General features: G+C 36.7%; 28 protein-coding genes. 15 read left to right on the top strand and 13 right to left on the bottom strand.

Annotated elements, in window-relative coordinates:
* Nucleotides 1–70: 70 nt before the first annotated feature.
* Nucleotides 71–511 (bottom strand): DUF2569 family protein, encoded by a 441-nt coding sequence (locus tag P3L56_RS10600; protein WP_166685991.1) that lies wholly within the window; start codon nucleotides 509–511, stop codon nucleotides 71–73.
* Nucleotides 512–650: 139 nt separating this feature from the next.
* Between P3L56_RS10600 and P3L56_RS10595 the strand changes: the two genes are divergently transcribed.
* Entirely contained in the window at nucleotides 651–1694 is a 1044-nt protein-coding gene (locus P3L56_RS10595) for an oxidoreductase (protein ID WP_198860647.1), read from the top strand.
* Nucleotides 1695–1751: 57 nt separating this feature from the next.
* Nucleotides 1752–2729: a bile acid:sodium symporter family protein gene (locus tag P3L56_RS10590; protein WP_042843702.1), complete on the top strand. Its 978-nt coding sequence runs from the start codon at nucleotides 1752–1754 to the stop codon at nucleotides 2727–2729.
* Between the two features lie 204 nt (nucleotides 2730–2933).
* On the opposite strand, the gene add is transcribed toward P3L56_RS10590, so the two are convergent.
* The 3 genes from add to manA all read right to left on the bottom strand — a co-directional run bounded on the left by add (nucleotide 2934) and on the right by manA (nucleotide 7054).
* The gene (gene add, locus P3L56_RS10585; RefSeq protein WP_131680024.1) at nucleotides 2934–3935 is read right to left on the bottom strand and encodes an adenosine deaminase; all 1002 of its coding nucleotides are present in this window, start codon (nucleotides 3933–3935) and stop codon (nucleotides 2934–2936) included.
* A 190-nt stretch (nucleotides 3936–4125) separates the two neighbouring features.
* Nucleotides 4126–5772: a YdgA family protein gene (locus P3L56_RS10580; protein ID WP_042843704.1), complete on the bottom strand. Its 1647-nt coding sequence runs from the start codon at nucleotides 5770–5772 to the stop codon at nucleotides 4126–4128.
* Between the two features lie 106 nt (nucleotides 5773–5878).
* The gene (gene manA / locus P3L56_RS10575; RefSeq protein WP_042843705.1) at nucleotides 5879–7054 is read right to left on the bottom strand and encodes a mannose-6-phosphate isomerase; all 1176 of its coding nucleotides are present in this window, start codon (nucleotides 7052–7054) and stop codon (nucleotides 5879–5881) included.
* 179 nt (nucleotides 7055–7233) lie between these two features.
* On the opposite strand from manA, the gene fumC reads away from it, so the two are divergent.
* On the top strand, nucleotides 7234–8631 hold the full coding sequence (fumC, locus tag P3L56_RS10570) for a class II fumarate hydratase (RefSeq protein WP_042843706.1): 1398 nt from the start codon (nucleotides 7234–7236) through the stop codon (nucleotides 8629–8631).
* Nucleotides 8632–8700: 69 nt separating this feature from the next.
* Here fumC and tus read toward each other — a convergent pair whose 3' ends face one another.
* On the bottom strand, nucleotides 8701–9618 hold the full coding sequence (gene tus / locus P3L56_RS10565; RefSeq protein WP_042843708.1) for a DNA replication terminus site-binding protein: 918 nt from the start codon (nucleotides 9616–9618) through the stop codon (nucleotides 8701–8703).
* A gap of 341 nt (nucleotides 9619–9959) precedes the next feature.
* Here tus and P3L56_RS10560 point away from each other — a divergent pair, with 341 nt between their 5' ends.
* Nucleotides 9960–10748 (top strand): hypothetical protein, encoded by a 789-nt coding sequence (locus P3L56_RS10560; RefSeq protein ID WP_272685987.1) that lies wholly within the window; start codon nucleotides 9960–9962, stop codon nucleotides 10746–10748.
* Between the two features lie 68 nt (nucleotides 10749–10816).
* Here P3L56_RS10560 and P3L56_RS10555 read toward each other — a convergent pair whose 3' ends face one another.
* Complete coding sequence (locus P3L56_RS10555; protein ID WP_048607228.1) at nucleotides 10817–11383, bottom strand: lytic polysaccharide monooxygenase; 567 nt, start codon at nucleotides 11381–11383, stop codon at nucleotides 10817–10819.
* An 86-nt stretch (nucleotides 11384–11469) separates the two neighbouring features.
* Nucleotides 11470–12738 (bottom strand): MFS transporter, encoded by a 1269-nt coding sequence (locus tag P3L56_RS10550; protein WP_042843712.1) that lies wholly within the window; start codon nucleotides 12736–12738, stop codon nucleotides 11470–11472.
* 115 nt (nucleotides 12739–12853) lie between these two features.
* Here P3L56_RS10550 and P3L56_RS10545 point away from each other — a divergent pair, with 115 nt between their 5' ends.
* The 3 genes from P3L56_RS10545 (at nucleotide 12854) to bioD (ending at nucleotide 15885) form a co-directional block, all read left to right on the top strand.
* Nucleotides 12854–13759 carry a LysR family transcriptional regulator gene (locus tag P3L56_RS10545; protein WP_042843713.1) on the top strand — a complete coding sequence of 302 codons (906 nt, stop codon included), beginning with the start codon at nucleotides 12854–12856 and terminating at the stop codon, nucleotides 13757–13759.
* 97 nt (nucleotides 13760–13856) lie between these two features.
* The gene (locus tag P3L56_RS10540; RefSeq protein WP_181468495.1) at nucleotides 13857–15068 is read left to right on the top strand and encodes an ROK family protein; all 1212 of its coding nucleotides are present in this window, start codon (nucleotides 13857–13859) and stop codon (nucleotides 15066–15068) included.
* A 142-nt stretch (nucleotides 15069–15210) separates the two neighbouring features.
* On the top strand, nucleotides 15211–15885 hold the full coding sequence (bioD, locus tag P3L56_RS10535) for a dethiobiotin synthase (RefSeq protein WP_166685981.1): 675 nt from the start codon (nucleotides 15211–15213) through the stop codon (nucleotides 15883–15885).
* A 65-nt stretch (nucleotides 15886–15950) separates the two neighbouring features.
* On the opposite strand, the gene P3L56_RS10530 is transcribed toward bioD, so the two are convergent.
* The 4 genes from P3L56_RS10530 to P3L56_RS10515 all read right to left on the bottom strand — a co-directional run bounded on the left by P3L56_RS10530 (nucleotide 15951) and on the right by P3L56_RS10515 (nucleotide 19134).
* Nucleotides 15951–16184, bottom strand: a complete 234-nt coding sequence (locus tag P3L56_RS10530) for a DUF1161 domain-containing protein (protein WP_210831899.1) — start codon at nucleotides 16182–16184, stop codon at nucleotides 15951–15953.
* 43 nt (nucleotides 16185–16227) lie between these two features.
* A complete protein-coding gene (locus tag P3L56_RS10525; RefSeq protein ID WP_166685980.1) occupies nucleotides 16228–16596 on the bottom strand; it encodes a DUF1283 family protein in 369 nt (122 codons plus the stop codon).
* An 85-nt stretch (nucleotides 16597–16681) separates the two neighbouring features.
* Complete coding sequence (gene ydfG, locus P3L56_RS10520; protein ID WP_042843718.1) at nucleotides 16682–17431, bottom strand: bifunctional NADP-dependent 3-hydroxy acid dehydrogenase/3-hydroxypropionate dehydrogenase YdfG; 750 nt, start codon at nucleotides 17429–17431, stop codon at nucleotides 16682–16684.
* A gap of 74 nt (nucleotides 17432–17505) precedes the next feature.
* Nucleotides 17506–19134 carry a DUF4139 domain-containing protein gene (locus P3L56_RS10515; protein WP_210831900.1) on the bottom strand — a complete coding sequence of 543 codons (1629 nt, stop codon included), beginning with the start codon at nucleotides 19132–19134 and terminating at the stop codon, nucleotides 17506–17508.
* Nucleotides 19135–19387: 253 nt separating this feature from the next.
* Here P3L56_RS10515 and P3L56_RS10510 point away from each other — a divergent pair, with 253 nt between their 5' ends.
* From P3L56_RS10510 to P3L56_RS10480, 7 genes are all read left to right on the top strand, one after another.
* A complete protein-coding gene (locus P3L56_RS10510) occupies nucleotides 19388–20185 on the top strand; it encodes a hypothetical protein (protein WP_166685978.1) in 798 nt (265 codons plus the stop codon).
* 20 nt (nucleotides 20186–20205) lie between these two features.
* Nucleotides 20206–21138, top strand: a complete 933-nt coding sequence (locus tag P3L56_RS10505) for a ChuX/HutX family heme-like substrate-binding protein (protein ID WP_129465935.1) — start codon at nucleotides 20206–20208, stop codon at nucleotides 21136–21138.
* A gap of 53 nt (nucleotides 21139–21191) precedes the next feature.
* Nucleotides 21192–21542, top strand: coding sequence for a hypothetical protein (locus tag P3L56_RS10500; protein WP_042843722.1), 351 nt, complete (start codon nucleotides 21192–21194; stop codon nucleotides 21540–21542).
* Nucleotides 21543–21655: 113 nt separating this feature from the next.
* A complete protein-coding gene (locus P3L56_RS10495) occupies nucleotides 21656–22303 on the top strand; it encodes a glutathione S-transferase family protein (RefSeq protein ID WP_210831987.1) in 648 nt (215 codons plus the stop codon).
* Between the two features lie 162 nt (nucleotides 22304–22465).
* Entirely contained in the window at nucleotides 22466–23062 is a 597-nt protein-coding gene (locus tag P3L56_RS10490; protein WP_272685988.1) for a glutathione S-transferase family protein, read from the top strand.
* A 44-nt stretch (nucleotides 23063–23106) separates the two neighbouring features.
* Nucleotides 23107–23451: an ASCH domain-containing protein gene (locus tag P3L56_RS10485; protein ID WP_198860640.1), complete on the top strand. Its 345-nt coding sequence runs from the start codon at nucleotides 23107–23109 to the stop codon at nucleotides 23449–23451.
* Nucleotides 23452–23695: 244 nt separating this feature from the next.
* Entirely contained in the window at nucleotides 23696–23974 is a 279-nt protein-coding gene (locus tag P3L56_RS10480; RefSeq protein ID WP_166685974.1) for a VF530 family DNA-binding protein, read from the top strand.
* Nucleotides 23975–24005: 31 nt separating this feature from the next.
* On the opposite strand, the gene P3L56_RS10475 is transcribed toward P3L56_RS10480, so the two are convergent.
* Nucleotides 24006–24413, bottom strand: a complete 408-nt coding sequence (locus tag P3L56_RS10475) for a DUF1801 domain-containing protein (RefSeq protein WP_105881029.1) — start codon at nucleotides 24411–24413, stop codon at nucleotides 24006–24008.
* 85 nt (nucleotides 24414–24498) lie between these two features.
* Nucleotides 24499–25101, bottom strand: a complete 603-nt coding sequence (locus P3L56_RS10470; RefSeq protein ID WP_164975496.1) for a DJ-1/PfpI family protein — start codon at nucleotides 25099–25101, stop codon at nucleotides 24499–24501.
* 81 nt (nucleotides 25102–25182) lie between these two features.
* On the opposite strand from P3L56_RS10470, the gene P3L56_RS10465 reads away from it, so the two are divergent.
* Nucleotides 25183–25722 carry a TetR/AcrR family transcriptional regulator gene (locus tag P3L56_RS10465; protein WP_071548109.1) on the top strand — a complete coding sequence of 180 codons (540 nt, stop codon included), beginning with the start codon at nucleotides 25183–25185 and terminating at the stop codon, nucleotides 25720–25722.
* The last annotated feature ends 167 nt before the right edge of the window (nucleotides 25723–25889 follow it).

Genomic DNA, 25889 nt, shown 5'->3' with positions numbered 1-25889 from the left:
TGAAAAAAGAACAAAAACTGACCTAAGCCAGCTAAACTATCATTATGATATCAAGCAATTTATCTGGCGCTTATCGATCTTGTGTGAAAGTCATTTTTACACGCTGTGAACGTTTTAAGTAAGGGACGAAGAAACCGGCTCCAAGTAATGGCCAGGCAAGCACTTGTAAGGCGGTATTATCATCAATAGGTGAAAATGCAAATGTTTTTATACCTAATAACAATAAGATAAGTAACCAAATAATAAAACGACGTGGAAAATGTTTTGAATGAGCAAACATCAGTTGCAGTACATGAATACTAAATAATGTCATGGCAATTGCGATAGCAAATGATAGATACCATGCCAAGGGAATATAGCTTGCCCAATTATCAACTGTGCTCACAATTTCATAAAATTTAATGCAATACATGACTGTCATACTGCATACGGCTAAAAACGTTAGCAACAGATACATAGCTGGCAGCAGTAACCAGCCAGTGATACGGTTAGCATTATAAATTGAAGACATAAGTAAACATCCATTTTTGCAAAATAGCGGTAGAAGATCCTAGGGTATTTTATAATCCTATCATAGATATATTTGCCATTTAATTCATTCTGATGGTACTTTTTATATCTTTCTGAGTTTGTTTTTGTATGAGGTCAATATGTCTAAACCGATTAAAGTAGGGGTCATAGGTTATGGCTATGCAAGTAAAACCTTTCATGCGCCTTTCTTAGGTTTTCTAAAAGAGTATGATTTAACTGCAATTTCAACGAGTGACCCTAATAAAGTTAAGGCGGATTGGCCAAATGTCAATGTTGTTGCATCTCCAGAAGCTATTTTTGCTGATAATGACATTGAATTAGTGGTGATCCCAACGCCAAATGAAACTCACTTTCCTTTAGCTAAAGCGGCATTATCCGCGGGCAAACATGTGGTTGTTGATAAACCATTTACTCTAGACGTTGCACAAGCAGAACAACTTAAACAACAAGCAGAACAGTCAGGGAAATTGCTTTCTATCTATCATAATCGTCGGTGGGACTCTGGCTTTCTAACTGTCAAAAAAATACTTCAAGATGGTTGTCTTGGTGATATTAAATATTATGAGTCACACTTTGATCGCTACCGGCCAATGGTAAGGCAAAGATGGCGTGAAGCGAATATTCCGGGCTCAGGTATTTGGTATGATTTAGGACCGCACTTATTAGACCAAATACTGCAATATTTTGGTAAGCCGATGGGGATCACCGCTGATCTTGCTATGATCCGCCCGAATGCGGAAGCGGTAGACTACTTTCATGTCATATTACAATATGCAACTAAAAAGGTGGTTTTACATGCGACCACGTTAGCAGCCGCACCTATGCCAATTTATGTTATTCATGGTATGAATGGTAGCTATGTAAAGTATGGTTTAGACCCGCAAGAAGATTGTCTAAAAAGTGGAATGAAACCAGAAGGTGAAAAATGGGGCGTAGATGACAACACTGGAATCGTGACCCTGTCACAAGGTGAGGCGCTTATCACACAACCTTGGCCTAACGAAAAAGGTAATTATGGTGGGTATTACCAAGCTATTTATGATGCGATACGCCATAATAAACCCAATCCGGTCACACCAAGTGAAGCCATTGATATCATGAAGCTTATCGAAGCAGGAATACGTTCAGCAACAGAAAAGCGTACTATTGAATCAATTTTTTGAGTCCACGACCTATCATAAAGCCAGTCTATGTAACTGGCTTTTATTATGGAAAACAGAATGAACCTGCTAGCTAAACTAAGAATAGACCCATTTTTACTTATCATGATAGGTGTTGTAATTATTGCTAGCCTTTTTCCTTGTGAAGGGGAAATAAAAACGGGCTTTCAATATCTAACAACTGCCGCAATCGCATTGTTGTTCTTTATGCATGGTGCAAAGTTATCAAGGGAATCAATAGTGGCAGGTATAGGCCATTGGCGTCTGCACCTGTTAGTTTTTGCGAGCACGTTTATTTTATTTCCTATTGTAGGATTAGGGCTCGCTGTCATCGTTCCTGAATGGATGTCACCCACTGTCTATATGGGGTTTTTGTACCTTTGTGCATTACCTGCAACGGTACAGTCCGCGATTGCCTTTACTTCAGTTGCAGGTGGTAATATAGCGGCGGCGATTTGTAGCGCTTCAGCATCCAGTATTCTTGGCGTATTCCTTTCTCCTATTTTAGTCGGTGCTTTAATGGATGCAGATGGTAGCCAGGCGGTCGATACGCTTAATGCAATTGGCTCTATATTATTACAGTTAATGTTACCATTTGTAGTAGGGCACTTAGCGCGACCTTTAATTGTTAATTGGATTAATCGCCACCGTAAATTAGTCAATATAACTGACCGTTCCTCTATACTATTAGTTGTTTATGTTGCATTTAGTGAAGCTGTCGTTGAGGGAATATGGCAGAAAATCGACGCATTTTCTTTACTGATGATAGTGGTTGTCACTTGTGTCATTTTATTTATTGTCATAGTGGTTAACACATTAGCCGCACGCTTGCTTGGTTTTAGTAAAGAAGATGAGATTACTATTGTATTTTGCGGGTCTAAAAAAAGTTTAGCTAATGGGGTTCCAATGGCTAATGTATTGTTTCCTGCGGCAACGGTAGGGGTGATCTTACTTCCTTTAATGATTTTCCACCAAATTCAGCTGATGGTAAGTGCTGTATTGGCTCAGCGTTACGCTAAACGGTTATTAACTAAATAATATATTATTGACTTGAGGATATGGCACCACCTCAAGTCAATGCTGTTTACTTTCATTCTATTTTAGTTACAACATGCTGTGGGGGGTTTTTATAAAGAACATACATTAACTCTGTGCTAATTAATGGCTTACTAGGGAAAAAGGGCGGGTCAAAATGCAGTGAGTGGAATGGATGAGGGCACCCAGTGTGATGCCCTTTAGTTTTTATCGTTTAGCTGCTTTTTCTAACAGTGCATTTTTCTCATTTGTGGATAAAAATGCGATAGCAAGGCCATTACGTTGAGCTTGCTCGATTTCAGCAGCGGTCAAGCCTGCTTGTGGTGCTGCGACTTCATATTCATAACGTAACTCAATTCCTTGCACTGCTGGGTCATCAGTATTTATTGATGCTAATACCCCATGCTGTAAAAAGGCCTTTAACGGGTGTTTAGCTAATGATGAGACAGTGCTAGTTTGGATATTGGAGGTTAAGCAACTTTCCATACCGATTTGGTGCTTCACTAAATAATCAATTAGAGCGGGGTCTTCAATTGCTTTTACACCATGGCCAATTCGTTGCGCACCTAATACATTAATTGCATGCCAAATACTCTCTGCTCCCGCAGCCTCACCTGCATGAACGGTAATATTTAAACCTGCATCTCTGGCTTTTATGAAGTGAGACTCAAATAATTCCCCTGGAAAACCAAGTTCATCTCCAGCGAGGTCTAAAGCACACAAATGATGGCGATGAGCTAAAAGCCCTTGTAATTCAGTAGAGCAAGCATGCTGCCCAAACGTGCGACTTAAAATTCCGATCAAATTAATTTTGATTTCAAATTGTTTGCAACCTGCTTGTACACCATCAATAATCGCTTCCACGACACCTTCGACAGGTAAGTGGTGTTTCATCGCCATGTAGTAAGGTGAAAAACGAAGCTCTGCATAATCAATCCCCGCATTAAACGCATCTTCTACATTTTCAAATGCAACACGGCGGCAGGCATCTAAATCAGCGAGTACTGAAACCCCCCAATCTAATTTTGACAAAAAACCGACTAAATCAGCTTCCTGTCCTATAATTTGTACATGAGGGCGTAATGCCTCAAGTTCTGTTGCGGGTAATTGAATATGGTGCTGTTCAGCTAGTGAAAGAATAGTTTCCGGTCGGATATTACCATCAAGGTGACGGTGTAAGTCGGTTAAAGGGAGACGGGTATTTATCACGGGATGATCCTTTATCTGTTTTCTTTCCTTATTTTGGCCGTTATTTAGCTAAAAGCAATTGTAAATCACGTAAAATGTGAAACATGATAAAAAATTACATTTAATTTGTGATGTGCGTCACCGAAATGTTGGTGATAAAAAAAACGCCAATCATAATTGACTAGCGTTTTTTCTATTAGCTTGAGTTTGATTAGTTAGCAGGTGTTTCAGCTTGTGGTGCTAACTCAGGCTCATTACCAATTTCTGGTGCGATTTCCGCACCTGGAGCTGGTTGAGCGTCATATTCTAACTCGTCTTCAGGTCCAGACATGATTTTCATCTTAGTCAAGAACTCAGCTAAGGTGTACTTATCATTGTTGAATGTCAGGTCGTTACCAGCGAATTTGATCGTCATTGTTAAATCATTTTCGCTATCAATCATCCAAGGTGATTTTTTCTGTTTAGCTTTTTCAGCGCGTTCTTCATCGGTCATAAACATTTCTTCAAACGGGGAAGAGAACATATCCGAAGTCAACATTTGCTGTACACCTGCAAATTCAGATGTCACCATACCTTTCATTTCTTTTTTAGTTTCAGCATCAACTGGAACGCCTTGGTCTAAAATCATGGCTTGTGTCATGGATTCAATTACCATTGGCTTATTCAGCTTCAGGTTAAAATCAAAAGAAGAAATCAATTGTTTGAATGCTTCATCAACTTTATTAGACATTGCCAACGCGGTGATTTCGTCTTGGTTCCATTTATTGAAAGTGACATTTAAGTCAACAGAGCTTTGGCCAGCTTCATTTTTCCAATATAGCGGGCTAACTGTGAATACAGGTTTGCTTTTCATTAGCTCAGGCAATGTGGTTGACATCATTTCCATGGCTAAACGTTCAGTAGCTTCTGATGGGTCACCAGTTGCTAAACCTTCTGCTAAGGCTTTGTTGTATTGTTCTACAAATTTACCTAATGCTTTAGCATCTAGTTTTTCAATTGCAACAGTGACTTGGCCTGAACCTAAATTTTGTTCTAATGCTTTAATGTCACCAATACTGTAAGAAATGTTGCCTTTAACATCTTCACCGTTGATAGAAGTATCACTGGCGATTTTAAAATCTTTAAATGAGAATTTTGTTTCTGGGATATTGAAGTCTGTATCTGCAATCACAAATTCTTGTGTTCCTGTGTAGAAACCATATTGTGATTTTTTGACATTAGAAACTAATTTTAACCCTTTAACGGTCATTGTTTCTGATTTATCTGCTTTACCCATCACAAAGTTATCAGTGATTATTGATGCATCGACAGACTCTAAGTCTGCTGTAGTTGAAACATCAAATTTAGAGCCGCTAAACGATAGCGAAATATCATCTTTGCTATATTCAACTGGGATAAGCTCTAAGTTAGTATCGATACTTTTGCTATAACCAATGACAGCAGAACCATTAACAAACGGCTTTCCTTTGGTTGCTTCAAAAAGCTCTTTAGTTGTTGCATTATTTGCTAATTCTATTTGAGTAGCAGCCAGTTTTGGCAACAAATTAAACTTAGCAACTTGTGATAATGGGAATGGGCCATGATCAATATTTGTCTTAAATATGATAGAATCATCAGGTGTTACTGAATCAGCTGAAGTAATTACGATGTCAGCTTTAGAAGAGAAAACGCCTTTTTCATAGTTTTCTACTTTGAAATTCAAACCTGCTTCAGGCACATTTACAGCAAAAAAATCGTTGGTTTTGAGGATCACTCTGTCAAGTTCATCTTTTACTTTTGAACCTGTATACCACGATGCACCCGTCCATACAGCGCCCAGAGCTACAATAACACCAACCGCGACTAATGACTTTTTCATTATAAACATCCATCCTTTCAGTACGTTATAAACGTACTTATAAAATTATATAAGTTTTAAATAACCGTTTTTTAACAAAATAAACGGTTAAATACAGAATATGACACTACTTATTAAAAACTCGGGCAAGCTTACCATTGCCGTTAATGGTAATACTTTTCTCATAAGCAGGTAGAAAAACAGACTCACCAGAATCTATGCATATTTCTTCATTACCTGAACGGAAAACTAACTGACCTTCAATACAAAATAAAATTGAGGCTGTATCGTTAGATAGAGTAACCTCCGAGTTGTTTATAGAATATATATTAAATGAAAAATCTTCTACTGGAATATTATATTTCCAGATATTTCCAGATTTTTCGGGGATACTTAATAAATCCTTTGCTGACGTAGGGTTAAAGTCAATATTCGCAATCAGTTCAGGGACATCTATGTGTTTATTTGTTAACCCTGCACGCAGAACATTATCTGAATTAGCCATGACCTCTAACCCAACCCCTTCTAAATAAGCATGCGGTGTTCTTGCATATAAAAACATCGCTTCACCGGGTTGCAGTTCAACAACATTAAGAAGAAGTGGGGTAAATAAACCATTATCTTCAGGGTATAAACTTGCCATTTGCTTTATTGAGTTCCACGGTTCACCTTGGCGACTATTTAAAGCCGCTTTTAGTACTCCAAGCGCGAGCTCTTTTTGTTCACCTGTTAAATTAAGAATTTGTGCAAATAGGCGTGATAGCTTTTCTTCTGTTGGGTCTTGAACAAATAGTTGGATGTCCGGATGAGCCGCTGAAACAAAATCAAGCAATTGTGCTATTTCATTCAATGGACGAAATGCATTCATTGCTTTAAAAGGTGTTAAGGCATAAATTAATTCTGGTTTATGGTTATCATCTTTATAGTTGCGAATAGGTGAGTCTACTGGAATACCCGCTGCATTCTCTTTAGCAAACCCGACCTCAGCATAGGTTTTGTTGGGATGTACTTGTACTGACAGCGGTTGAGCAGCGCACAGTACCTTAAACAAGTACGGTAATCGATGATAAGTTTGTGCGATATGCGAACCCAAATAATATTCAGGGGCGCTCTCAATCAAGGTGTTAAGGGGGACAGTTTGATTTTTTTGCGCATCGAGAACTTCTGAGCTCGCTTTGGGGTGAGCCCCCATCCAAAGCTCAGCCATTGGTAGGTGGTTAGGGTTAGGGAGCCCATATAGCTTAGTTAGGGCCGTTTTACTACCCCAATCATAATTTTGGACTTTGTTTATCATTTTAAGCATAGCAAAATTCTCTTTTTTATAAAAATCAACTCATTTCCTTTTCATTACAGTACAATAAGCTCGACTAAGTCTCATAAATGAAATTCAATTTGTGGCATTATACTGCTCGGTTATTTGCTTACCTGCAAGCAGATGATTCTAAAATCAATTATTCTGTATATGTACCTAAGGAGATAGTAATGGCAGCCACTCGCATTGAAAAAGACTCAATGGGACCTATTGAAGTACCTGCTGACCACTTGTGGGGCGCGCAAACGCAGCGTTCTTTAGAACATTTCCGTATATCTGTAGAAAAAATGCCTGTCGCGTTAATCCACGCACTCGCTATCACAAAAAAAGCCGCCGCTAGTGTAAATATGGATCTAGGATTATTAGCCAAAGAGCGTGGCGATGCAATCATTGCTGCTGCTGATGAAGTATTAGCTGGCAAACACCCTACAGAGTTCCCACTGGCTATATGGCAAACGGGTTCTGGTACGCAAAGTAACATGAACATGAATGAGGTATTAGCTAACCGTGGTAGCGAAATCCTCGGTGGCCAGCGTGGTAATGATCGCCTTATTCACCCAAATGACGATGTTAATAAAAGCCAAAGTTCAAATGATGTTTTCCCAACAGCCATGCATGTCGCTGCGGTGGTTGCTATTCGCGAACATCTACTACCAGAACTAAAAGTTTTACACAAAACTTTAGATGCAAAAGCAAAAGAATTCAAAGATATCGTCAAAATTGGTCGTACCCACTTACAAGATGCAACCCCATTGACGTTAGGCCAAGAAATTTCTGGCTGGGCTGCAATGTTAGCACACAATGAAAAACATATTGAGAATTCAATACCTCATGTTTGTGAACTTGCTCTGGGTGGTACTGCTGTTGGTACAGGGTTGAATACTCATCCTGAATACGCAGTTCGTGTTGCGAAAAAAATTGCCGAATTAACGGGTCAGCCATTTATCACTGCACCTAATAAATTTGAAGCTTTGGCAACGTGTGACAGCTTAGTTCATGCTCATGGTGCACTGAAAGGCTTAGCGGCTTCATTAATGAAAATTGCGAATGATGTTAGGTGGTTAGCATCAGGTCCTCGTTGTGGCATTGGTGAAATTGCGATACCAGAGAACGAACCAGGTAGTTCAATCATGCCAGGGAAAGTTAACCCTACACAGTGTGAAGCATTAACAATGCTATGTGCGCAAGTGATGGGAAATGATGTTGCAGTTAATATTGGTGGCGCATCAGGCAATTTCGAGCTTAACGTTTTTCGCCCAATGGTAATTGATAACTTCTTACAATCTGTCCGTTTATTAGCTGATGGTATGCGTAGTTTCAATGAACATTGTGCTATTGGTATTGAACCAAATCGTGAGCGCATTGAAAAATTACTGCATGAATCATTGATGTTAGTAACCGCTTTAAATACCCATATTGGTTATGATAAAGCCGCTGAAATTGCTAAGAAAGCTCATAAAGAAGGGTTAACACTAAAACAATCAGCATTGAAATTAAATTATCTGACAGAAGAACAATTTGATGAATGGGTTCGCCCAGAAGACATGGTTGGAAGCATGAAGTCATAAACTTTATGGCTTGCTAATATCATGTAATAAACTGAGGAAACACCCATATTGGTAACAATTGGGTGTTTTTTAACGTTCTATATATAAATTTAAACGTGGGATTAATAATTCTACTGGCTTAGCTTTTGGCCGGTTACGTAGTGGGATATTATCTACATGGTAATCGTGTAATTCACCAACTTTTATTTCGGCAACTGTTTTCTCTAGGGCAAAAACAAATAAGGGGGTAGAGCAAGCAAATTGGGTTTGTTTTTGTTGAGAACTATCCCAGACTCGCGCTATCGGCTGAACCTTTACAGGGCGTTGAGTTTTTAAAATCGCATCATGGGGTAACGAGTAGATCAATTGAATATCGCTTTCTATTTGTAATTGCCAATGTTCTTTAGGGATATGTAAAGGGCAGCGACCACTTTCTAAACTTGCTTGTAAACGGCTTAATACGGTTTCTTTGGTCACTTTATTGATGATTTTTTTATTGGCCCATCCAAAATTAATGGTATCAATATCGACTAGTGAGGTGAGGGTGCGATAGGTATTTAATGTTAATAACCCATGAAGGCTTTCTCTTATAAATTCAAAACGTTGAGTTTCATTTATTTGTGTGACGATTGTTTTTATCTGTACTTTCAATTCATTAATCTTTGATATTAATGCATTAAATTCCCGATATGTTTTTAATTCAGTTTGGATACAGATAACACCAGGTAGACGGATAGCCGATTTATTGCTAATTTCTTCAGATTTATTATGGATAAACAGTAGGTTAATTAACTTAATTGTTGCTTCAATAGCACTATGACTAGTTAATTTTTGAACAGGAATATGGCTAATCTCGTTATTTTCTTCACCTTTGATTATATTAGGTAAAATAAACGTACTTGCTATAAATGGGACGAGTTGAGCTTGTTCTAACAATAAATGACTAAGTTGTTTTATTTCAATCTCTAAGTTATTGAAAGTGTCGATAAGTTTTTGTCTAGGGTTCATTTTTAGTTACAACATTCTATTTGTGATAAATAAAATGTAGCATTAACAATCATTATTAGCAATTTTTTAACCAGACTACGGGGGATTTTAGCGAAACTTAACGTTAGCGGGCAGGGGAACTGGTAGCTTTTTCTCTTCATTGGTACTTCAGGATGAGTTTTCCCCCCTGTACCGATAGCAGTACCATCGATATCTTTTCGATATAAGGCTTTGGAATACACCATTATCCTCGAATAAAATTCAGTAAATTATATATTAAATTGAAAGTGTTAATGTCTTAATTATGGAAATATTAAACATTATAAATGATGTAATACTCACTCAATTTTAAAAGGTAAGGTATGCTGACTATCCCACCGCTGATCCAACCGTTTGTTGACCTTTTTCAAAAAAATACAACTACACAAGCTAATTACCAATATCTTGGTACCATTCAACATATTCAAGATGCTTTACCCGAAGGGGCAACACCAAGTCATCTTCGTTGTGCTTTACAAGGGGAAGGCGTTTTATCTAGTTACAGTACTAATAATGAGAATAATTATTTATGTTCTGTGAATGCGCAAACCTGTGTGGTCGCAACGCTATACAATAAAAATAATCAGACTGGAGCCATTATTCATTTTGACCATAATATAATAAGTTTGATAGACCAAGCAGTTACAGCAACTTTATTACAAATAGCTCCTCAGAATAATAGCGATGTTGTATCAACGCTTACGGGAGGAATTTGGCTTATGGGTGGGGATAACATTGGTGAGCCGGTAAAAAAGGTATTAAGCAATCATGGAGTAAATTCATCTTGGGAACAATGGGCGATTTCATCGTGTATACCACATAATTATGGGGTTGTATTGAACTTACAAGATGGAAGTATTAACGCTTTTGAACAACCAATTCACTCAGTTATGCAATTTATTAATCCGTTATTAGCAGAAGCTGAGCATGCTAATAATTTTAATAGTTATTTGAGACCAGAAGTACGTCGAGCCAAAGACTTTATGGAACGTTTTCGATTACCCGCAATAAGTGAAAGAGAAAGTGGATTAACATTTACTGAAGGTACAAGGAGTAGCAAGGTAACGGTGGATGATGTCAATAAATACCATTTCAATATACATAACATATAGTATTGAAATGGTTTTAGATATAAATATACAGTTTAGCCTATTACTCAATTTTTGTTATATGAAAAACATTAATCTAATGATAAATCAATAACTTGATAGAATGCCTTTGACGTATCGTCTATCGTCCAAACAGCAAGAACAACCTGATATCCTGTTTGTTCTTGAGGCAACACACAGTTGTGTTTGACTGTGTTATCGGGGGTTTCTATACGGTGAAATTCGCAAAAAGGGGTTAATTCAAATTGAGCACGAGATAAGGGAATATTGGGCTCCCAATCGGGTTTAGTCATAAAATATTCCCATTTGGTCGTTTTATGTTTTGCAGTTAAATACCATTCAAATTCTACATTACGGGTCTTCAGGGGAACAGTCTTCCATCGCTCAGCTGTTTGTACATCGAGCGGTGAAAACTGAGAAAGGCCAGCGCTAGCAATTTCACCATCAGCAGGGCCTTGTTGTGGGAAACCTTTTGGACCTTCTAGTGACTGAGGTTCATATTGAATTTGACCACAATTGGTATTTACTTCTTTGCGGCACAAATACGAACGGCTTTCTGGAGACTTTACATATCCGTGGGGGTAGGCCAAAAAACTGCAGAAAAAAAGGATAGGTACAAGTAGTAATTGTTGTTTCATAGAATTTCCTCGTCATTAATAGAATAACTATCATCACTAACAACGAGGAGGATCGAAATTTCAACCTTTATTAAATACTAAGATAATTAATCATAACATCCTAATTTCAAACGATAGGCGATGATAATACCGATAAGTAATATTCCAGCAATAAATAAAGCAACACCGTTCCATCCAAAATAAGTCCAAAATACTCCACCTAAGGTGCCTGCAATACTTGAACCGGCATAATAACTAAAAAGATACATCGATGATGCTTGGCCGCGAGCCCGTTTTGCTCTTCGCCCAACCCAACTGCTTGCAACTGAATGTGCTGCAAAAAAGCCCGCCGTTAATACCGTCATACCAGATAGGATCACCCAAATATTTGGGTGTAATGTTAATAATATACCCACTAACATCATACAAATTGCAGAGATTAGTACACTACCTAAACCATATTTTTGTGTGAGACTACCAGTTTTAGTTGCGCTATATGTTCCCGTTAAATAAATGACAGAAAGAAGGCCTACAGTGGATTGTGAGAAATAGTAGGGGGCGTCAAGCAAGCGGTAACCAATATAGTTGTACATTGTCACAAAACCACCCATCAGTACAAAGCCTTCTACAAAGAGCCAAGGCAAACCTCGGTCCCTAAAGTGTAGGTGTAAGTTTACCCATAAATTTTTAGGTTTTAATGAGCTTGCACGGAAATGTTGAGATGGAGGTAATAGCCGCCAAAAGCCAATTGCAGCGATCAACGCTAATGTCCCTAAAAGAACAACAGCGACCCGCCATGAATAATAATCTGAAATTACCCCAGTCATTAACCGCCCACTCATACCGCCAATAGAGTTACCGCTAATGTATAACCCCATGGAGAGCGCAACATAACTCGGGTGAATTTCTTCACTTAAATAAGTCATTGCAACGGCTGCGACTCCGCTAAGTGATAGCCCAACCAATGCTCTAGCTATCAAAATACCATTCCAGCTTTGCATTACAGAGCTTAATAAGGTAAATAGCGCAGCACACATCAGTGCAATGACCATGACGTTTTTTCTACCAATGGCATCTGAAATTGGCCCTGTAATTAATAGACCTAGAGCCATTAAACCTGTACTGAGTGATAGCGACAAACTCGCGGTTGCAGGAGAAACATTAAAATCCTCAGACAACATTGGTAAGATAGGTTGAACAAAATATAACAGCGCGAATGTAGCGAACCCAACGGTAAAGAAAGATAAAGTGACACGTAAATATAGAGCATCATCTCTTTGAATATAATGCTTTTTAGGTTCGGTATGGGCAGGGGCGTCCGTTTTTTTCCCTTTGGCTGGTTGCTCAGAAGTCAGACTATTTGATGAATGTTCCATATGTATTCCTTGTCATACCAACTGGTTTGATTTCGATCAAAGAATAGAAATTTTTCAGTTTTTTGTCTAATATATTAATTATACACAATAATACTTTAAAGATATCAAATGAACTATGAGCATAGAACTTCGACACCTTAGATACTTTATTGCTGTCGCCGAGGAACTACACTTTGGCCGAGCAGCAGAGCGGTTGCATATGTCACAACCACCTTTAAGCCAACAAATACAAATACTTGAAGAAAAAATCCATGCGAAATTATTAGAAAGAAATAATCGTAACGTCGCATTAACACCTGCGGGAACGATGTTCTTGAAAGAAGCCTATCAAATTTTGGCTCAGGTTAATGCTGCGGCGACTAAAGCAGCGCGAATGGAAAAAGGCGAACTTGGCGAATTATCTATTGGGTTTACTTCCACCACACCCTTTATGCATAAGGTTACAATGAGTTTACGTCAGTATCGGGAGTCTTATCCTGAAGTTTCTATTCATATGCATCAGATGAATACTAAGCAGCAGATAGCTCCTTTAATTACTGGCCGTATCGATTTCGGTATTATGCGAAATACAGGGTTACCAGAGCAATTAGATTACAAATTATTATTCAAAGAACCTTTTATGGTGGCGGTTTATGAAGGACACCCATTGCTCGAATATGCTGATGTCGGCATTGATATAGAACAACTTGCTAATTACCCATTAGTTTTTTTCGAGCGCGATGTCGGGACTGCATTATACGATGAGATAAACCAGCTATTGACTTCTGCTGGTGTCGTACCAAAAATTTCTCAAGAAGCAGGTGAGGCAATGACTATTTTAGGCCTCGTCTCCGCAGGGATGGGGATTTCAATTATTACTGAGTCGTTTACACGTATGAAAGTTGATGGTGTGAAATATATAAAACTCGCTAATATTAATGCTTCATCTGAGGTTTGGTTAGTTTACAATACGCGTAGAACCTTACCTGCTGCGGCTAAAAAGTTAACCAACCTGTTAATGTCTAATATTGTTGGTGAATAAGTGTGATTAACATCACACTTATGCTGTATGCGAAATCATTAATATGCAGATTAAGGCATAATAACTAATTGCTTTATAAAGGATTTCAATTATTGCCATGGTGAATCAAACAGGTCATATTGACCAGATAAAACAATTAAATACGGGGATCGTATATCGAATAATTGATCAACATGGTCCTATTTCGCGTATTGCATTATCTAAACAATCACAACTTGCCCCAGCCAGTATCACTAAAATCACGCGTGAACTCATGGATGCTCATATAATAAAAGAGTTAGAGTTTCCTGTTCTCGGGTTGCGTGGTCGCCCAGCAGTAGGCTTAGTCGTTGAAAGTGAAGGGTGGCAGTTTTTAGCAATCCGCATACAAGACAAGAAAATCACTATTTCACTAAAGGAAATTAACGCTACAACATTAGCTCAAACAGAATATCCTTTTAAACCTATTAATAATGAACAATTTATAAATAAATTATCTGAATTAATTAGTCATTTTTTTGCGAGCCACCAGAGTATATTAGAAAGAGTTACAGCAATAAGCATTCTATCTGATGGCGTCTTAGATCCTTATACCGGCGTTATCCATCACCATGCTCACTTTAATATTAACCAATTAGCTATTGGCGAATACTTAACTGAACATACAGGGCTACCTATTTATTTACATCCATCAGTGGATGCTTTGGCATTAAAAGATTATTTTTCCCATTTGGCAAAACGAAAAGCAAAAAACATTATTTATCTTCAACTACAAGATGTTGTCAATATTACAGTTCTAAACCATGGTATAACGTTAGATGCTAATACTCAGCGCCCCAATTTATTTGCTCATACCCAGTATAAAAAAACGCAAAACATCCCCTGTTATTGTGGAGGTGTTGGTTGCTTAGAAACACACACATCCCTACCTGCAATATTGCAACAAGCAAATAACTTACTCTGTAATTATTCAGACTCTTACTTACAACATAATATTATTTCTATTGATAGCATTTGTAGCGGCGTAAAATTAGGCGATACTCTTTGCATTCAACTTATCGACAATATTGCGCAGTTATTGGCAAAACCATTAGCTTTAATGGTCAATGTACTCGGAACCGAATTAATCTTAATCAATTCGCCTATTAATCAAATCTCAGAATTATTTTTTGATAAACTTCATCACTACATCGACCAGCAGTCAATTCCTCTTTACTCATCAAAAATAACAATAGAAAAATCCACGTTAAGTGTTAGTGATAGTGAATCATCATTAATACAACGTGCTTTATATGATGGTTCGCTATTGATGCAGTTATTACAAGGTTAAATTAATTCGATAATCTTTACATTATCCCACACAAAATTGAGCTAACGCAAACTTATCACTTTCCCATTCCAATAAACTGAATCCATATCATTTTTGCAGCTTATTGCTGTGTAAGTCTGTCACTTCAGGATAGAAAAAGACCATGATCAATCTATTTATTACCGGGACAGATACAGATGTCGGGAAGACAGTATCGACGCTTGCCATATTGCAGGCACTAAATGGCCAAGGAATTAAAGCCGTCGGATATAAACCCATCGCGGATCAATGCATTGATACGCCAGAGGGGATAAGAAACAAAGATGCATTATTAATCCAAAGTGTATCTAAAGACCGTGTTTCCTATGATGAAGTCAATCCAGTGCGGATCAGCGATAATTATAGTCACGAAAACAGTATTGATTTCAATCAAATCAAACAAGGCTTAGAGCATTTACACAGCCAATGTGACATGGTTGTCATTGAAGGTAATGGAGGCTGGCGATATCTTCTTGATGATAATACGTTTTATGCAGATTGGCTAAAAGGGCAACCAGTAGGTGTTATTCTTGTTGTAGGTATTCAACATGGCTGTGTTAACCATGCCTTGTTAACTGCGGAAGCGATTAGAGCTGACGGACTACCTTTGGTTGGTTGGATGGCAAATCGCATTAACCCTGGGCTCGCACATTACGCTCAAATCATTGAAAGATTACAACACCACATTAAGGCCCCACTAATTGGTGAGATACCCTATCTATTGCGCCCTGAAGAGAAAGAACTTGGGCATTATCTAGATGTAGAAAAACTTCAACAATTTATTGCTATACCCGCCTAACTCGCAAAATAAATAAAGGGCGCGTAAAAAATATCGCGCCCTTGATTTTAGCCATTAGAAATCAATCAATGACGTGTATAAATAATTTTATACGAATCATTTTGGCAGTGCCCAACAACTTGCCCTTTAGATGAATCGGCCTCATCATTAGGGACTGCGACTAAACTAAAATTGTCAGCAGGTACACCGTTATTGATGATTTTCTGCTTGATCTCTTCAATTACGCTTTCACATGAAGCTTGTGCAAAAACCGGTGCTAGCGTTAATACTAATAATGGAACTAATAATTTCTTTTGCATTATACCTCCTTGGTAATCAATCCATAAAACAGCAAGCTAGAAATTATGGATTGATTGGACGGCCTGTACTGACATCAAGACAGCGCTTGGTGCTAGGTTCCCAATAAGCATTCAGATTAAGGCTTTTTTCACATTTATCTTTTGCATCAAAAGCGGCATCTATCTTATCAAATTCTTTTTCAGTACGAGTATTGACTTTATTACGTAGCATACGGGTATTATCCCATTGCTCTTTTTCCTGACGCGCTTGCTCTTTGTTAAGGGTATCATCACCTTTACCAACAGAAACACATGTGCTTCCGGCGGTACAGGATGTGGTTGCTTGTGCTGCCAAAGAGGATGTTACCCAAAATAAAGGGAGACAAAAACAAAACGCAGTTAAGCCAGTTTTCAAAGTTTTATGTGGGCTCATGTAAAAATTCCTTACTTGAGTAGGGGCAATAACCAAAGTATAGCCAAAAGTATATGATTGCGTCAGTATAGAATAGTACTAAAAATCAAAGTTGTTTATGTACGGTTAAACCTGCAAAGGTTTGGCATACTGGCATCAATTCAAGTGTATTCACATTCATATGAGCAGGTAATGTTGCCACCCAATAAACCGTTTCAGCGATATCTTCAGGCGTCAAGGCTTCTGCACCTTGGTACGTATTAGCGGCTTTATCATCATCACCTTTAAAACGAATATTGGAAAACTCTGTTCCACCCACTAAGCCTGGTTCTATATCAGTAACCCGGATCTTTTTGCCTTGAAGGTCAGCACGTAGACCTAAAGAAAATTGTTTTACGAAGGCTTTAGTTGCGCCGTATACATTACCGCCTTTATAAGGCCAGCTCGCAGCCGTTGAACCGATGTTAATGATATGACCATGATTATTCGCGACCATACCTTGTAGTACCTCATAAGTCATATTAACTAAACCTTTAGTATTGGTATTAATCATAATTTCCCAATCATCAGGGTTAGCATCAAAAGCAGGTTCTAAACCGAGCGCTAAACCAGCATTGTTAACTAGTACATCAATATTTTTGAGATGAGCAGGCAAACTTGCAACAGCTGATTGAATTGCTTTTCTATCTTGGACATCCAAAGTTAATGGATAAAATTTTTCACCTAGTTCCTGATGTAGCGCTTCTAAACGTTCTGTTCTACGGCCTGTTCCAATAACGGTATAATTATGTTGAATAAATTTGCGAGCTATAGACTCACCAAAGCCCGATGAAGCACCTGTTACTAATATAATCATGAGAACCTCAAATTGTTATTGTTGTGTCAGCATGTAGCGATTTTAACGCTTTCTAATGTGAACTACAAAAGCTGTTATAATCCTAGGATATGTTTATCCTTAGGGTAACTTAATGTGTAACTAAATGGGATCTGAATCTCTTCATTCGGTTTTAGCTCAACATTCCAAGTTATTTTCCCTGTTTTTTTGTTGATCACAGCGTCTTTATTATCTACATCTGACACTTTTATATCACTGTCTTCACTAATAGGCAGTTGGTCATAAATAGTTAATTTAACAGGGGTTGGATGTATGTTTTTAGCTTTGATGAGATAACTCTCTTTTTGCTCTACCGTTGAACCAATGAAGCTTGGTTTTTTCTTCATTTTTTCATTGTTTTCACGTGAAATCTGAATATTTTTATCGATACCAAAAGGAACTTGTAAAGTATCAGTCAGTCGATTTGCATCGATTTTAACGTTTCCAATATACGTATTTCCATAGTAAATATTGGCATTTCCGTTCAATAAGTTTAGAGCTTGCCAATTTTCAATATCTGCTTGTAAGAAGACATCCTCTGCAAGTTTTGGTGTTGCAGTGTACTTATACTTAGCCGCAATATCTTCTTGTTTAATCGTCAATGAACTTGGCTTGGATGTACTTTTCAGTGTGAAAGGAAGGGTGATTTGATAGTTTAGGCTAATACCGTTATTTGCGGTGGTCACAAAATCAGCAATACCTGACCCAACCTTTTTTTTGCTAGCAGTCATACTTTCTTCATACATAGCAACAGGTGCAGCTGGCATTGGTTTCATACGGACTTGACGTTCCAACTGTTTATTTTCATCATAAATTGACAGACGCCAAGGCTGTAAATCAAAAGGGGTGATATTCTTTGATGGATTAATGGTCGATAAGGTTAGGTCAATATTTTCCCAATCAATACCTGTATTTTGAATGACATCCGCTTTATAAGTTAAAACTATAGGTGATTCTGTGTTCTGACTGCGTATATCATAGCTAGGTGACCAAGCGGCATCCTGTGTTAAATAAGAAAGCTGTAGTTTTGCTGTTGTGGCTTCAGGTGCGTCTATCGACATAACAACCTGTGTTTGTTTGCCTAGGGAAGCCGGCATATTTTGGTCAATTTGGGCTTGTAGCAGTGCTGATTTTTCTTCAAGCTCATCGATAGTGAGTTGGTATTTTTGTTGTTCTTGTAAAATTTTCGTCATTTGCTGACGTATAAAGTCTAGCTTTTGGGATGATTGCTCTAAAGATTGAGCATTATTTTCCCCAAAAAAGCGTTGGTCTTTCAATAAGCTTAATTGTTCTTCTCCGACTTTAATCGCAATAATAGCATCTTCTATTTGCTGCATTAATTGCTTTTGTTGAGTTTGAAGTGCCTTGATATTTTCGGGATAAACAACTTCAGTAGGGACAGTTTGAATATTAACAGAACGAATTATTACATTTTTATCATTTAGGTTAACTGATAACGTACGTGGGTCAACGTTATGGGCTATATTCGTTAAAATTACCTTATTTTGCCCCTTATTAAGTGACAGCGTCACATCATTATCTAATTCAGCCCCGTGTAGAAATACAGTGGCATGATTTAATTTAACTGGTTGATTTAAATTGTTTTTAGCTTCAGCAAACGCATATTGAGACGTAAAAAGTGCCGTCAATATCAAACTACTTGCCAGTCGAGTAGATACGGTCATATGTGAACTCCAATAATGATAAAGTTATTACACACGAAATTATGTAACCATCCTATTTAACTGATCTTTTCAGCGATAGCAGATAAAACCGAAAAGTTGATTATAAAAATTAAGTTATTAAACCTAAAAATATCCATAAACAGAAAATAGCTAAAGGAAAATAAAAAAGATTAAGGTAAATATTGAAAGATGTTTTTTACTTTTGTGGAAAAATAATACATCAAATTTTTTAAATTGAGAATAGGTGTATTTTATGAATATAGCCCCGACTAGCTCCACATTTTATTACAAAGCTGATCACAATGATGCCACTACAGTTATAAAGACGCTAAATAATGAATTATTAAAAATTGAAAAGGAGCTTTACAATCAATACGAGCCTAGCCCCGAAAGAAAAAATGAACTGAACAGTAAGGCATTTGAAAATATCAATATAATAGAAGATATCTTAAAGAATAAGGAAGAGATAAATATCACATCAATCAAAAGGTTACAAGAATTAAACGTTATGTATGGTATGGCAGCAATGAAAAGTGGAGATACGGAGTGGGAGAGCTTTGGGTTATCCAAAGAGGTTTTTGAAAATAATGAGAAATTCTTTAACTCTACAGATTGTTTACTTAGTACCAGTGAACAATTAAAACAAAAGATAGATATAGAAAAAAGACTTACGTACTGGAATACCTGTCAATATAATTTTGCTTATAACATTGTTTATGAAGGAATGTCTGCACCAAGTGATCTAACACAGAATGATTTTCATCATCATTTTGAACAATGTAGCCGAAGTAATATTTCTAACGATATTGCAATCGCAGCAGCAAATGCAAAGTGTGCAGAAAATTTATGTAAATCCTCATTAACTGAGCAACAGAAATCATCTGATATATTAATGAATACAACATTAAGACTCAATAAGTTCTATCATGATTATATAAATACGCCTTCCGCTGATTTAAATGATGACATAAGGTCTGATGCATTTTTTTTAGTCAAAAATTTGTCAGTTTACTTACCTTTTGAAATAAAAGAAAAATTTGGTATTAATTAAATAATATTAAGGAAGAAGAAATGCTCAGTTCTAGGCTTTATTCAGTAAAGGATACCAGTAGTCAATATGGTATTAATCTTGAAGAAAATACCAAATATTCATCATTAAAACATATTCTAGAAAACATAAAAAACATATCAAATAACAATGTAGAAATGAGCACTAGTGGGCCATCAGGGCATTCAATAATCTATACAAATGGTAAGATAAAGCAACCTGCAGCAAATGGTCATTTAATACTTAATCCAAGTGGGATTGACCTACGAGTTATCCCTGGGAAAATTAAAAACGTTAATTATGAAAAAATTAGTGATAATAGATATAAAGCTAATTTAATGTCTCATGATGGAAATAAAGTATTGTCATTAAGTTTTTATTCAAAAGAAGATTTAAACATAAGCTCAAGTGAAATCGTCTCTCAAAAATCAACAATGAAAACAATAAATAAAAGTAATGATATTGAAAACTTATGGAGAAACATGGCTGATGTACACCATTTTTATCCAATGCTACAACAACTTGGAATAAGCAAACTTGAAGCATTCCAAAAAGTACCAAATGACTTGGCAAGAAAAGTAAGTACAGAAAGTTTATTGACAACTTTAAATAAGATACATAACGACAATAAAAAAATGATGATTTTTGTGGGTAATGATTCTGCAATCCAGATCTATACAGGCCCAATAGATAAAATTACTGAAATAATGAATGGCAAAAAAATAGTCATCCACGGTACAACTGAAGAAGGAGGGAAATCAGTAATAAGAATAGCAAAAGATGAGGTTGGGGAAGCTTGGGTTGTTAATAAAAACTCTCGTGATGGGTTTATTACAAGCCTAGAGTTATTTAATAAAAATGAAGAGCATATAGCCCAATTTTATGGAGTTAGGAGAGAAGGGCAAAAGCAAGATGAATACTGGGGGGATTTAATGAGGAAATTACCGAATCACTAGCTCATTGATCATTATTAATAGAATTATAAAATAGAAAAATGGTGGATAATCAAATGATAAATAACATTTTTGATATTAAAACATTTTCATCACATCAAGGTACAGATGCAGAATCTGCGCTCTCGGAGCACGAACCAAACATACACCAAAAAATTAACCATATCAGCAATCTCCCACTTGAGCTAAAACAAAATATTGCATTTAGGCTTGATGCTTCAAGTTATGAAAACTTTCGCAATGCATCAAAGGAAATGACAGATGATTTACCGTCTTTTCGTTATATGCTTGCGAGTTTAAAAAATAACAACTGTACTGGCCAATTAAGAGAAGATTATAAATCAGTGCTCTATGGTAACCTTAATCAGCGCTATGACGACCAATTAGATGGTATATGGACCGGGTAGTGATAATGTTAGCAATAGAAGGCTAAACGTCAAAACCTCAAACTAAGATTGAAATATCCTATTTTAAGCATGTAGTATTAGAAGAACATTAAGAAAGCCTTTATGGAGAATTCATGCTAACAGTTTGGGGTCGTAAAACTTCATCTAACGTCCAAGCACTAATGTGGTGTATTGGTGAGTTAGAATTACCTTATAAGAGGCTTGATTTTGGGCATCGCTATGGCGGTACTGATACTGACGAATTTTACCGCTTAAATCCTAATCGTACTGTTCCTGTTATTCAGGATGGTTGCAACCCTCCATTATGGGAAACTGGGGCAATACTTAGGTATCTTGCTAACCGATATGCAAAAGGGAATTTTTGGCCTGATGAAATATTAGCAAGAACCGAGGTTGATCGCTGGATGGAATGGTCAAAGTTAAATGTAGCATTGGCATTTACGGCGCCTATCTTTTGGCAAGTAGCACGCACTCCAAAGGAATCCCAAGATATTAATTCCATCAAACTTGCTATCGACAAATTTGAAAATAATTTAATGATTGCAGAAGAGATATTAGCATCCAGAAACTACTTGGCCAGTGATGATTTTTCACTGGCTGACATCCAATTCGGGCATGTGTTGTATCGTTATTATGATATTGATATAAAAAGAAAATTGCTTCCTTACATTGAGGCTTACTATAAGCGTCTTCTTGATAGGCCTGCATATCGCGAGCATGTTGCTATTTCGTATGATGAACTCCGGCCAGCAAAACCTTAATCTTAGATGTATAAATAGCACTTTATGTGACGCTGTCACTTATTCATCGATAAAATGATGGGTATATCTACAGCTTAAAAATTTGAATCAACACCATAGTGTTGATTCAGTTTTGTTCGTATTAAATATGCAGCGGGCATTTAACTACATAGGTTATTTTTTATGAAAATATATACTTTTCCTAGAAGTCGTTCTCTGAGGGTTTTATGGACATTAGAAGAACTTGGTGTTGACTATGAAACAGTTAGAGTTGATATGTTCAGCGATAAACCTAAAGTTAAATCACCTCATTCACGAGGTAAGGTTCCGTTAATGGTAGATGGGGATGTTTCAATAGAAGAGATATTTGCGATATGTCATTATTTGTGTAATAAACACCCAAAGGAAACGTTCTATCCATCTGATATAAAAGAACAATCAGTTATTTATTCTTATATAAGCTTTGCTTTAACAGATTTAGAATCTCCTATCTGGAATCTACTAAAACAACTTGTTTTTATTCCTGAAGAGAAGCGTTCTTTATCGTTAGTTGATTACTTTAAAATAGAATCTGAAAATGTAACAAGGCAATTTAAGCTTAATAAAGATAACGAGTGGGTCGCTGGTGACAACTTCACTTTAGCTGATATTTTTCTATCTCATACGCTTTTGTGGGCTAGGTTATGCCATGTTAACCTTAGTCCTACAATTAATGATTACATTGATAGGGCTATTAGCCGGCGGTCATACATACAAGCCCAGGAAAAAAATAATTTATAAAACAACAAACAATAACATTTTGATTAACAGGAAAAATCACACCAATGAAAGCCATATCTATAGTTTTTCCAGCAGGTAAAAATATTGCGTTAGGAATAAAAACGTTAGAAATAAGAAAATGGGCACCAAACATCGATTGTAATGAAGACTTACTAATTGTTGAAAATCACCATTATCTTTTAAAAGATGGCGATGAAGAAATGGGGAAAGCAGTCGCAATTGTTAAAGTGAAAAATGTGAGGCCATTCGTTGAAAGTGATATTGATGCAGCCTGTGCATTTTACTATGAAGCAGGTTGGCTAGCTTGGGAGCTAACTGATATCCGAGCTATTGAAACCCCAGTAAAAATGATAGCAAAACGTAAGATTTATGAAGTCGAGTTGAGCTAAGATTCAATCCTTACGATTAACCAATTCAGCGATAAAAAAGCCAACATGATTAACCAGCCAGAACGCTGGATTTCTTCATTTCATACTTAGGTTCGCATAATGCATATTATGTTAAATAGGATATTGAATTAAGAATCGGTCTTGATAGATCAAGCATTGTTAGTTCCCTATTGACTTAGAGCCGTGTTCAGCTTATTTATATGCGCTCAATGATAACCTAACCTATAACTTCGGATATGCCGTAATGAGTGAATTTAAATCGAAATCCCCTTTACATGGAGTTACACTAGAAATGCAAGTTAATGCATTGGTTGACAGATACGGTTGGAACCAACTTGGGCGTACTATAAAAATAAACTGCTTTAACAAAGATCCAAGTATTAAATCCAGCTTAAAGTTTCTGCGCCGAACACCTTGGGCAAGAACTCAAGTCGAATTACTCTATTTGGATATGATAGAAAATAATTCGATTGATAATACTGATTTAGATTCTGATGACCCTTGGTGTAATTCACGACATTAAAAATAAACTGTAATTAACTGGCTACTGAAACTTAAGCTGTTTTATTTCTTAGCTTATAAGTAAGAGCCATCTCAATGCATATGGCCAATTCTTTTATTGGCAGCGCTTCATTGATATCTAAGATAATTGCTCGGTTCTTTGAGTAATTAAGTTCAGGAAAAAGCGTTCTAAATGAATCAATTAAGGTGGTTTGACAGTGAACAAAAAGAGCAACGGAGCTCTGATTGAACCGGCCTATTCGTATCGTTGTTCCTGAGCCCGTTTCAATTGTTTGATAACTTGGTTGCCCCCATTTCAGAGTCTCAGTGATTGTTCCTACTTTTTTATTTTCTGCTGCTGTTCTAAAAATCAGCTCTCTAATCATTAATAACACTTTTTGGTATTGAATAGGATAACTGCCAAATACCAAATTCACTCTATCATCCGAAATGGTTTTCATATAACTACCGCTAATTTATTTTAAGACATCCTTGTCATACCTATGTACTTTAGCCTTCCTAGCTGATATTTACATAATATATTCGTTACATTCTGCCCTGTTGTATACTAAATTCAATCAAAGATTCGAGCACACTTTGTTGTCCAGTTGGTAAGACTGGTAATAATGTTTCCCTTCTTTTTTCTTTGTCGTATAGCGATTCTATTAGCCATCCAACTAGATAAAGGGCGGAAAGGCAACCACCTGCTGTAGCTACCCTTCCATGACATACAAGAGGTTGCCCTACTGGCTCAAGTTGTGATGCTAATAATGCATTCCTAGCATCTGGATGAGTGGTGGCTCTTCGTTCAGGTAATAGGTTTAATGCATTAAGAATTAAAGCGCCTGCACAAATAGAACCGATATACTGTTTTTCAGGGTTTAATTTAAATTCGGATAAAAAATCTGCATTTTCAATCGCCTTTGGTACGCCATTTTTACCACTACTAAATAATACCGCATCAGCTGAATTCGCTTCAGATAATGCCCCTTGAACATGTATGTTTAAGCCATGTGCTGATCGTAAGCTTGATTTGTTCCCTAATATTTTGACTTGCCAATCTATATGGTTACGGCCAAGAATATCCCACATAAAAAAAAGGTCTATATCCGTAAAATCATCAAATGCAACAATCACAATTTTTTTCATAAATTTATTCCTTTTAGCGGAAATACAAATTAAGCTTTAACGTATCAGAACTTGAATCACCATACACAGACTGTATTGAAAATGAAAAAATTAACGAGAACATCTTGGATTAACGCAGGTTTTAATATTTTGGATAATGAAGGATATACACGTTGTTCTGTTGAGAGAGTTGCTAGGAAACTAGATGTTACCCGAGGCTCCTTTTATCATCATTTTAATGACCGTGAAGATTTTATCCGTTCAATGCTTTCTTGTTGGGTTGTTGAATATACTGATAAAATATTAAATGAACTAGAACAAGAAACGAGTATCAATAAGGTGCTTACAGAGTATATTAATTTCACATCAAGAAAAAAAACAGCAAGAGAAATTTCCATCAGAGCTTGGGCATTACATGACCCTATCGTTGCAGAGTATCAAACGATTGTTGATGAGAAGCGTTTAAATTTTGTTATTAATAAATTAGGAAGCCTACCTATTCCGGCTCAACATGCTCAAACAATTGGTAAATTAGTACATCTTAGTTTAATTGGTGGCACCATATCTGGAGAGAGGTTAAATAATCTAAACTTCAATAAATTAATTTTAAATGGCGTAAAACTTAAAAAATTTTTATTTTAAATAACCCGTTGTTTATGGCATTTACTACCCCTCCTACTCCACCTATCTACATTTCAGGAAAGACTCATTTTTTAGCTTGGCTAAAGATAAATGTTGATTAAAACCATAGAACTCTATTGATATTATTGAATTATTCGATTTTCGAATGTCACCACGCTGATTTATTT

Source organism: Providencia sp. PROV024 (assembly GCF_032709665.1).
GTDB lineage: Bacteria > Pseudomonadota > Gammaproteobacteria > Enterobacterales > Enterobacteriaceae > Providencia > Providencia huashanensis.
The sequence above is the reverse complement of the archived record's forward strand: the minus strand, read 5'-3'. Positions and strand labels throughout refer to the sequence as shown.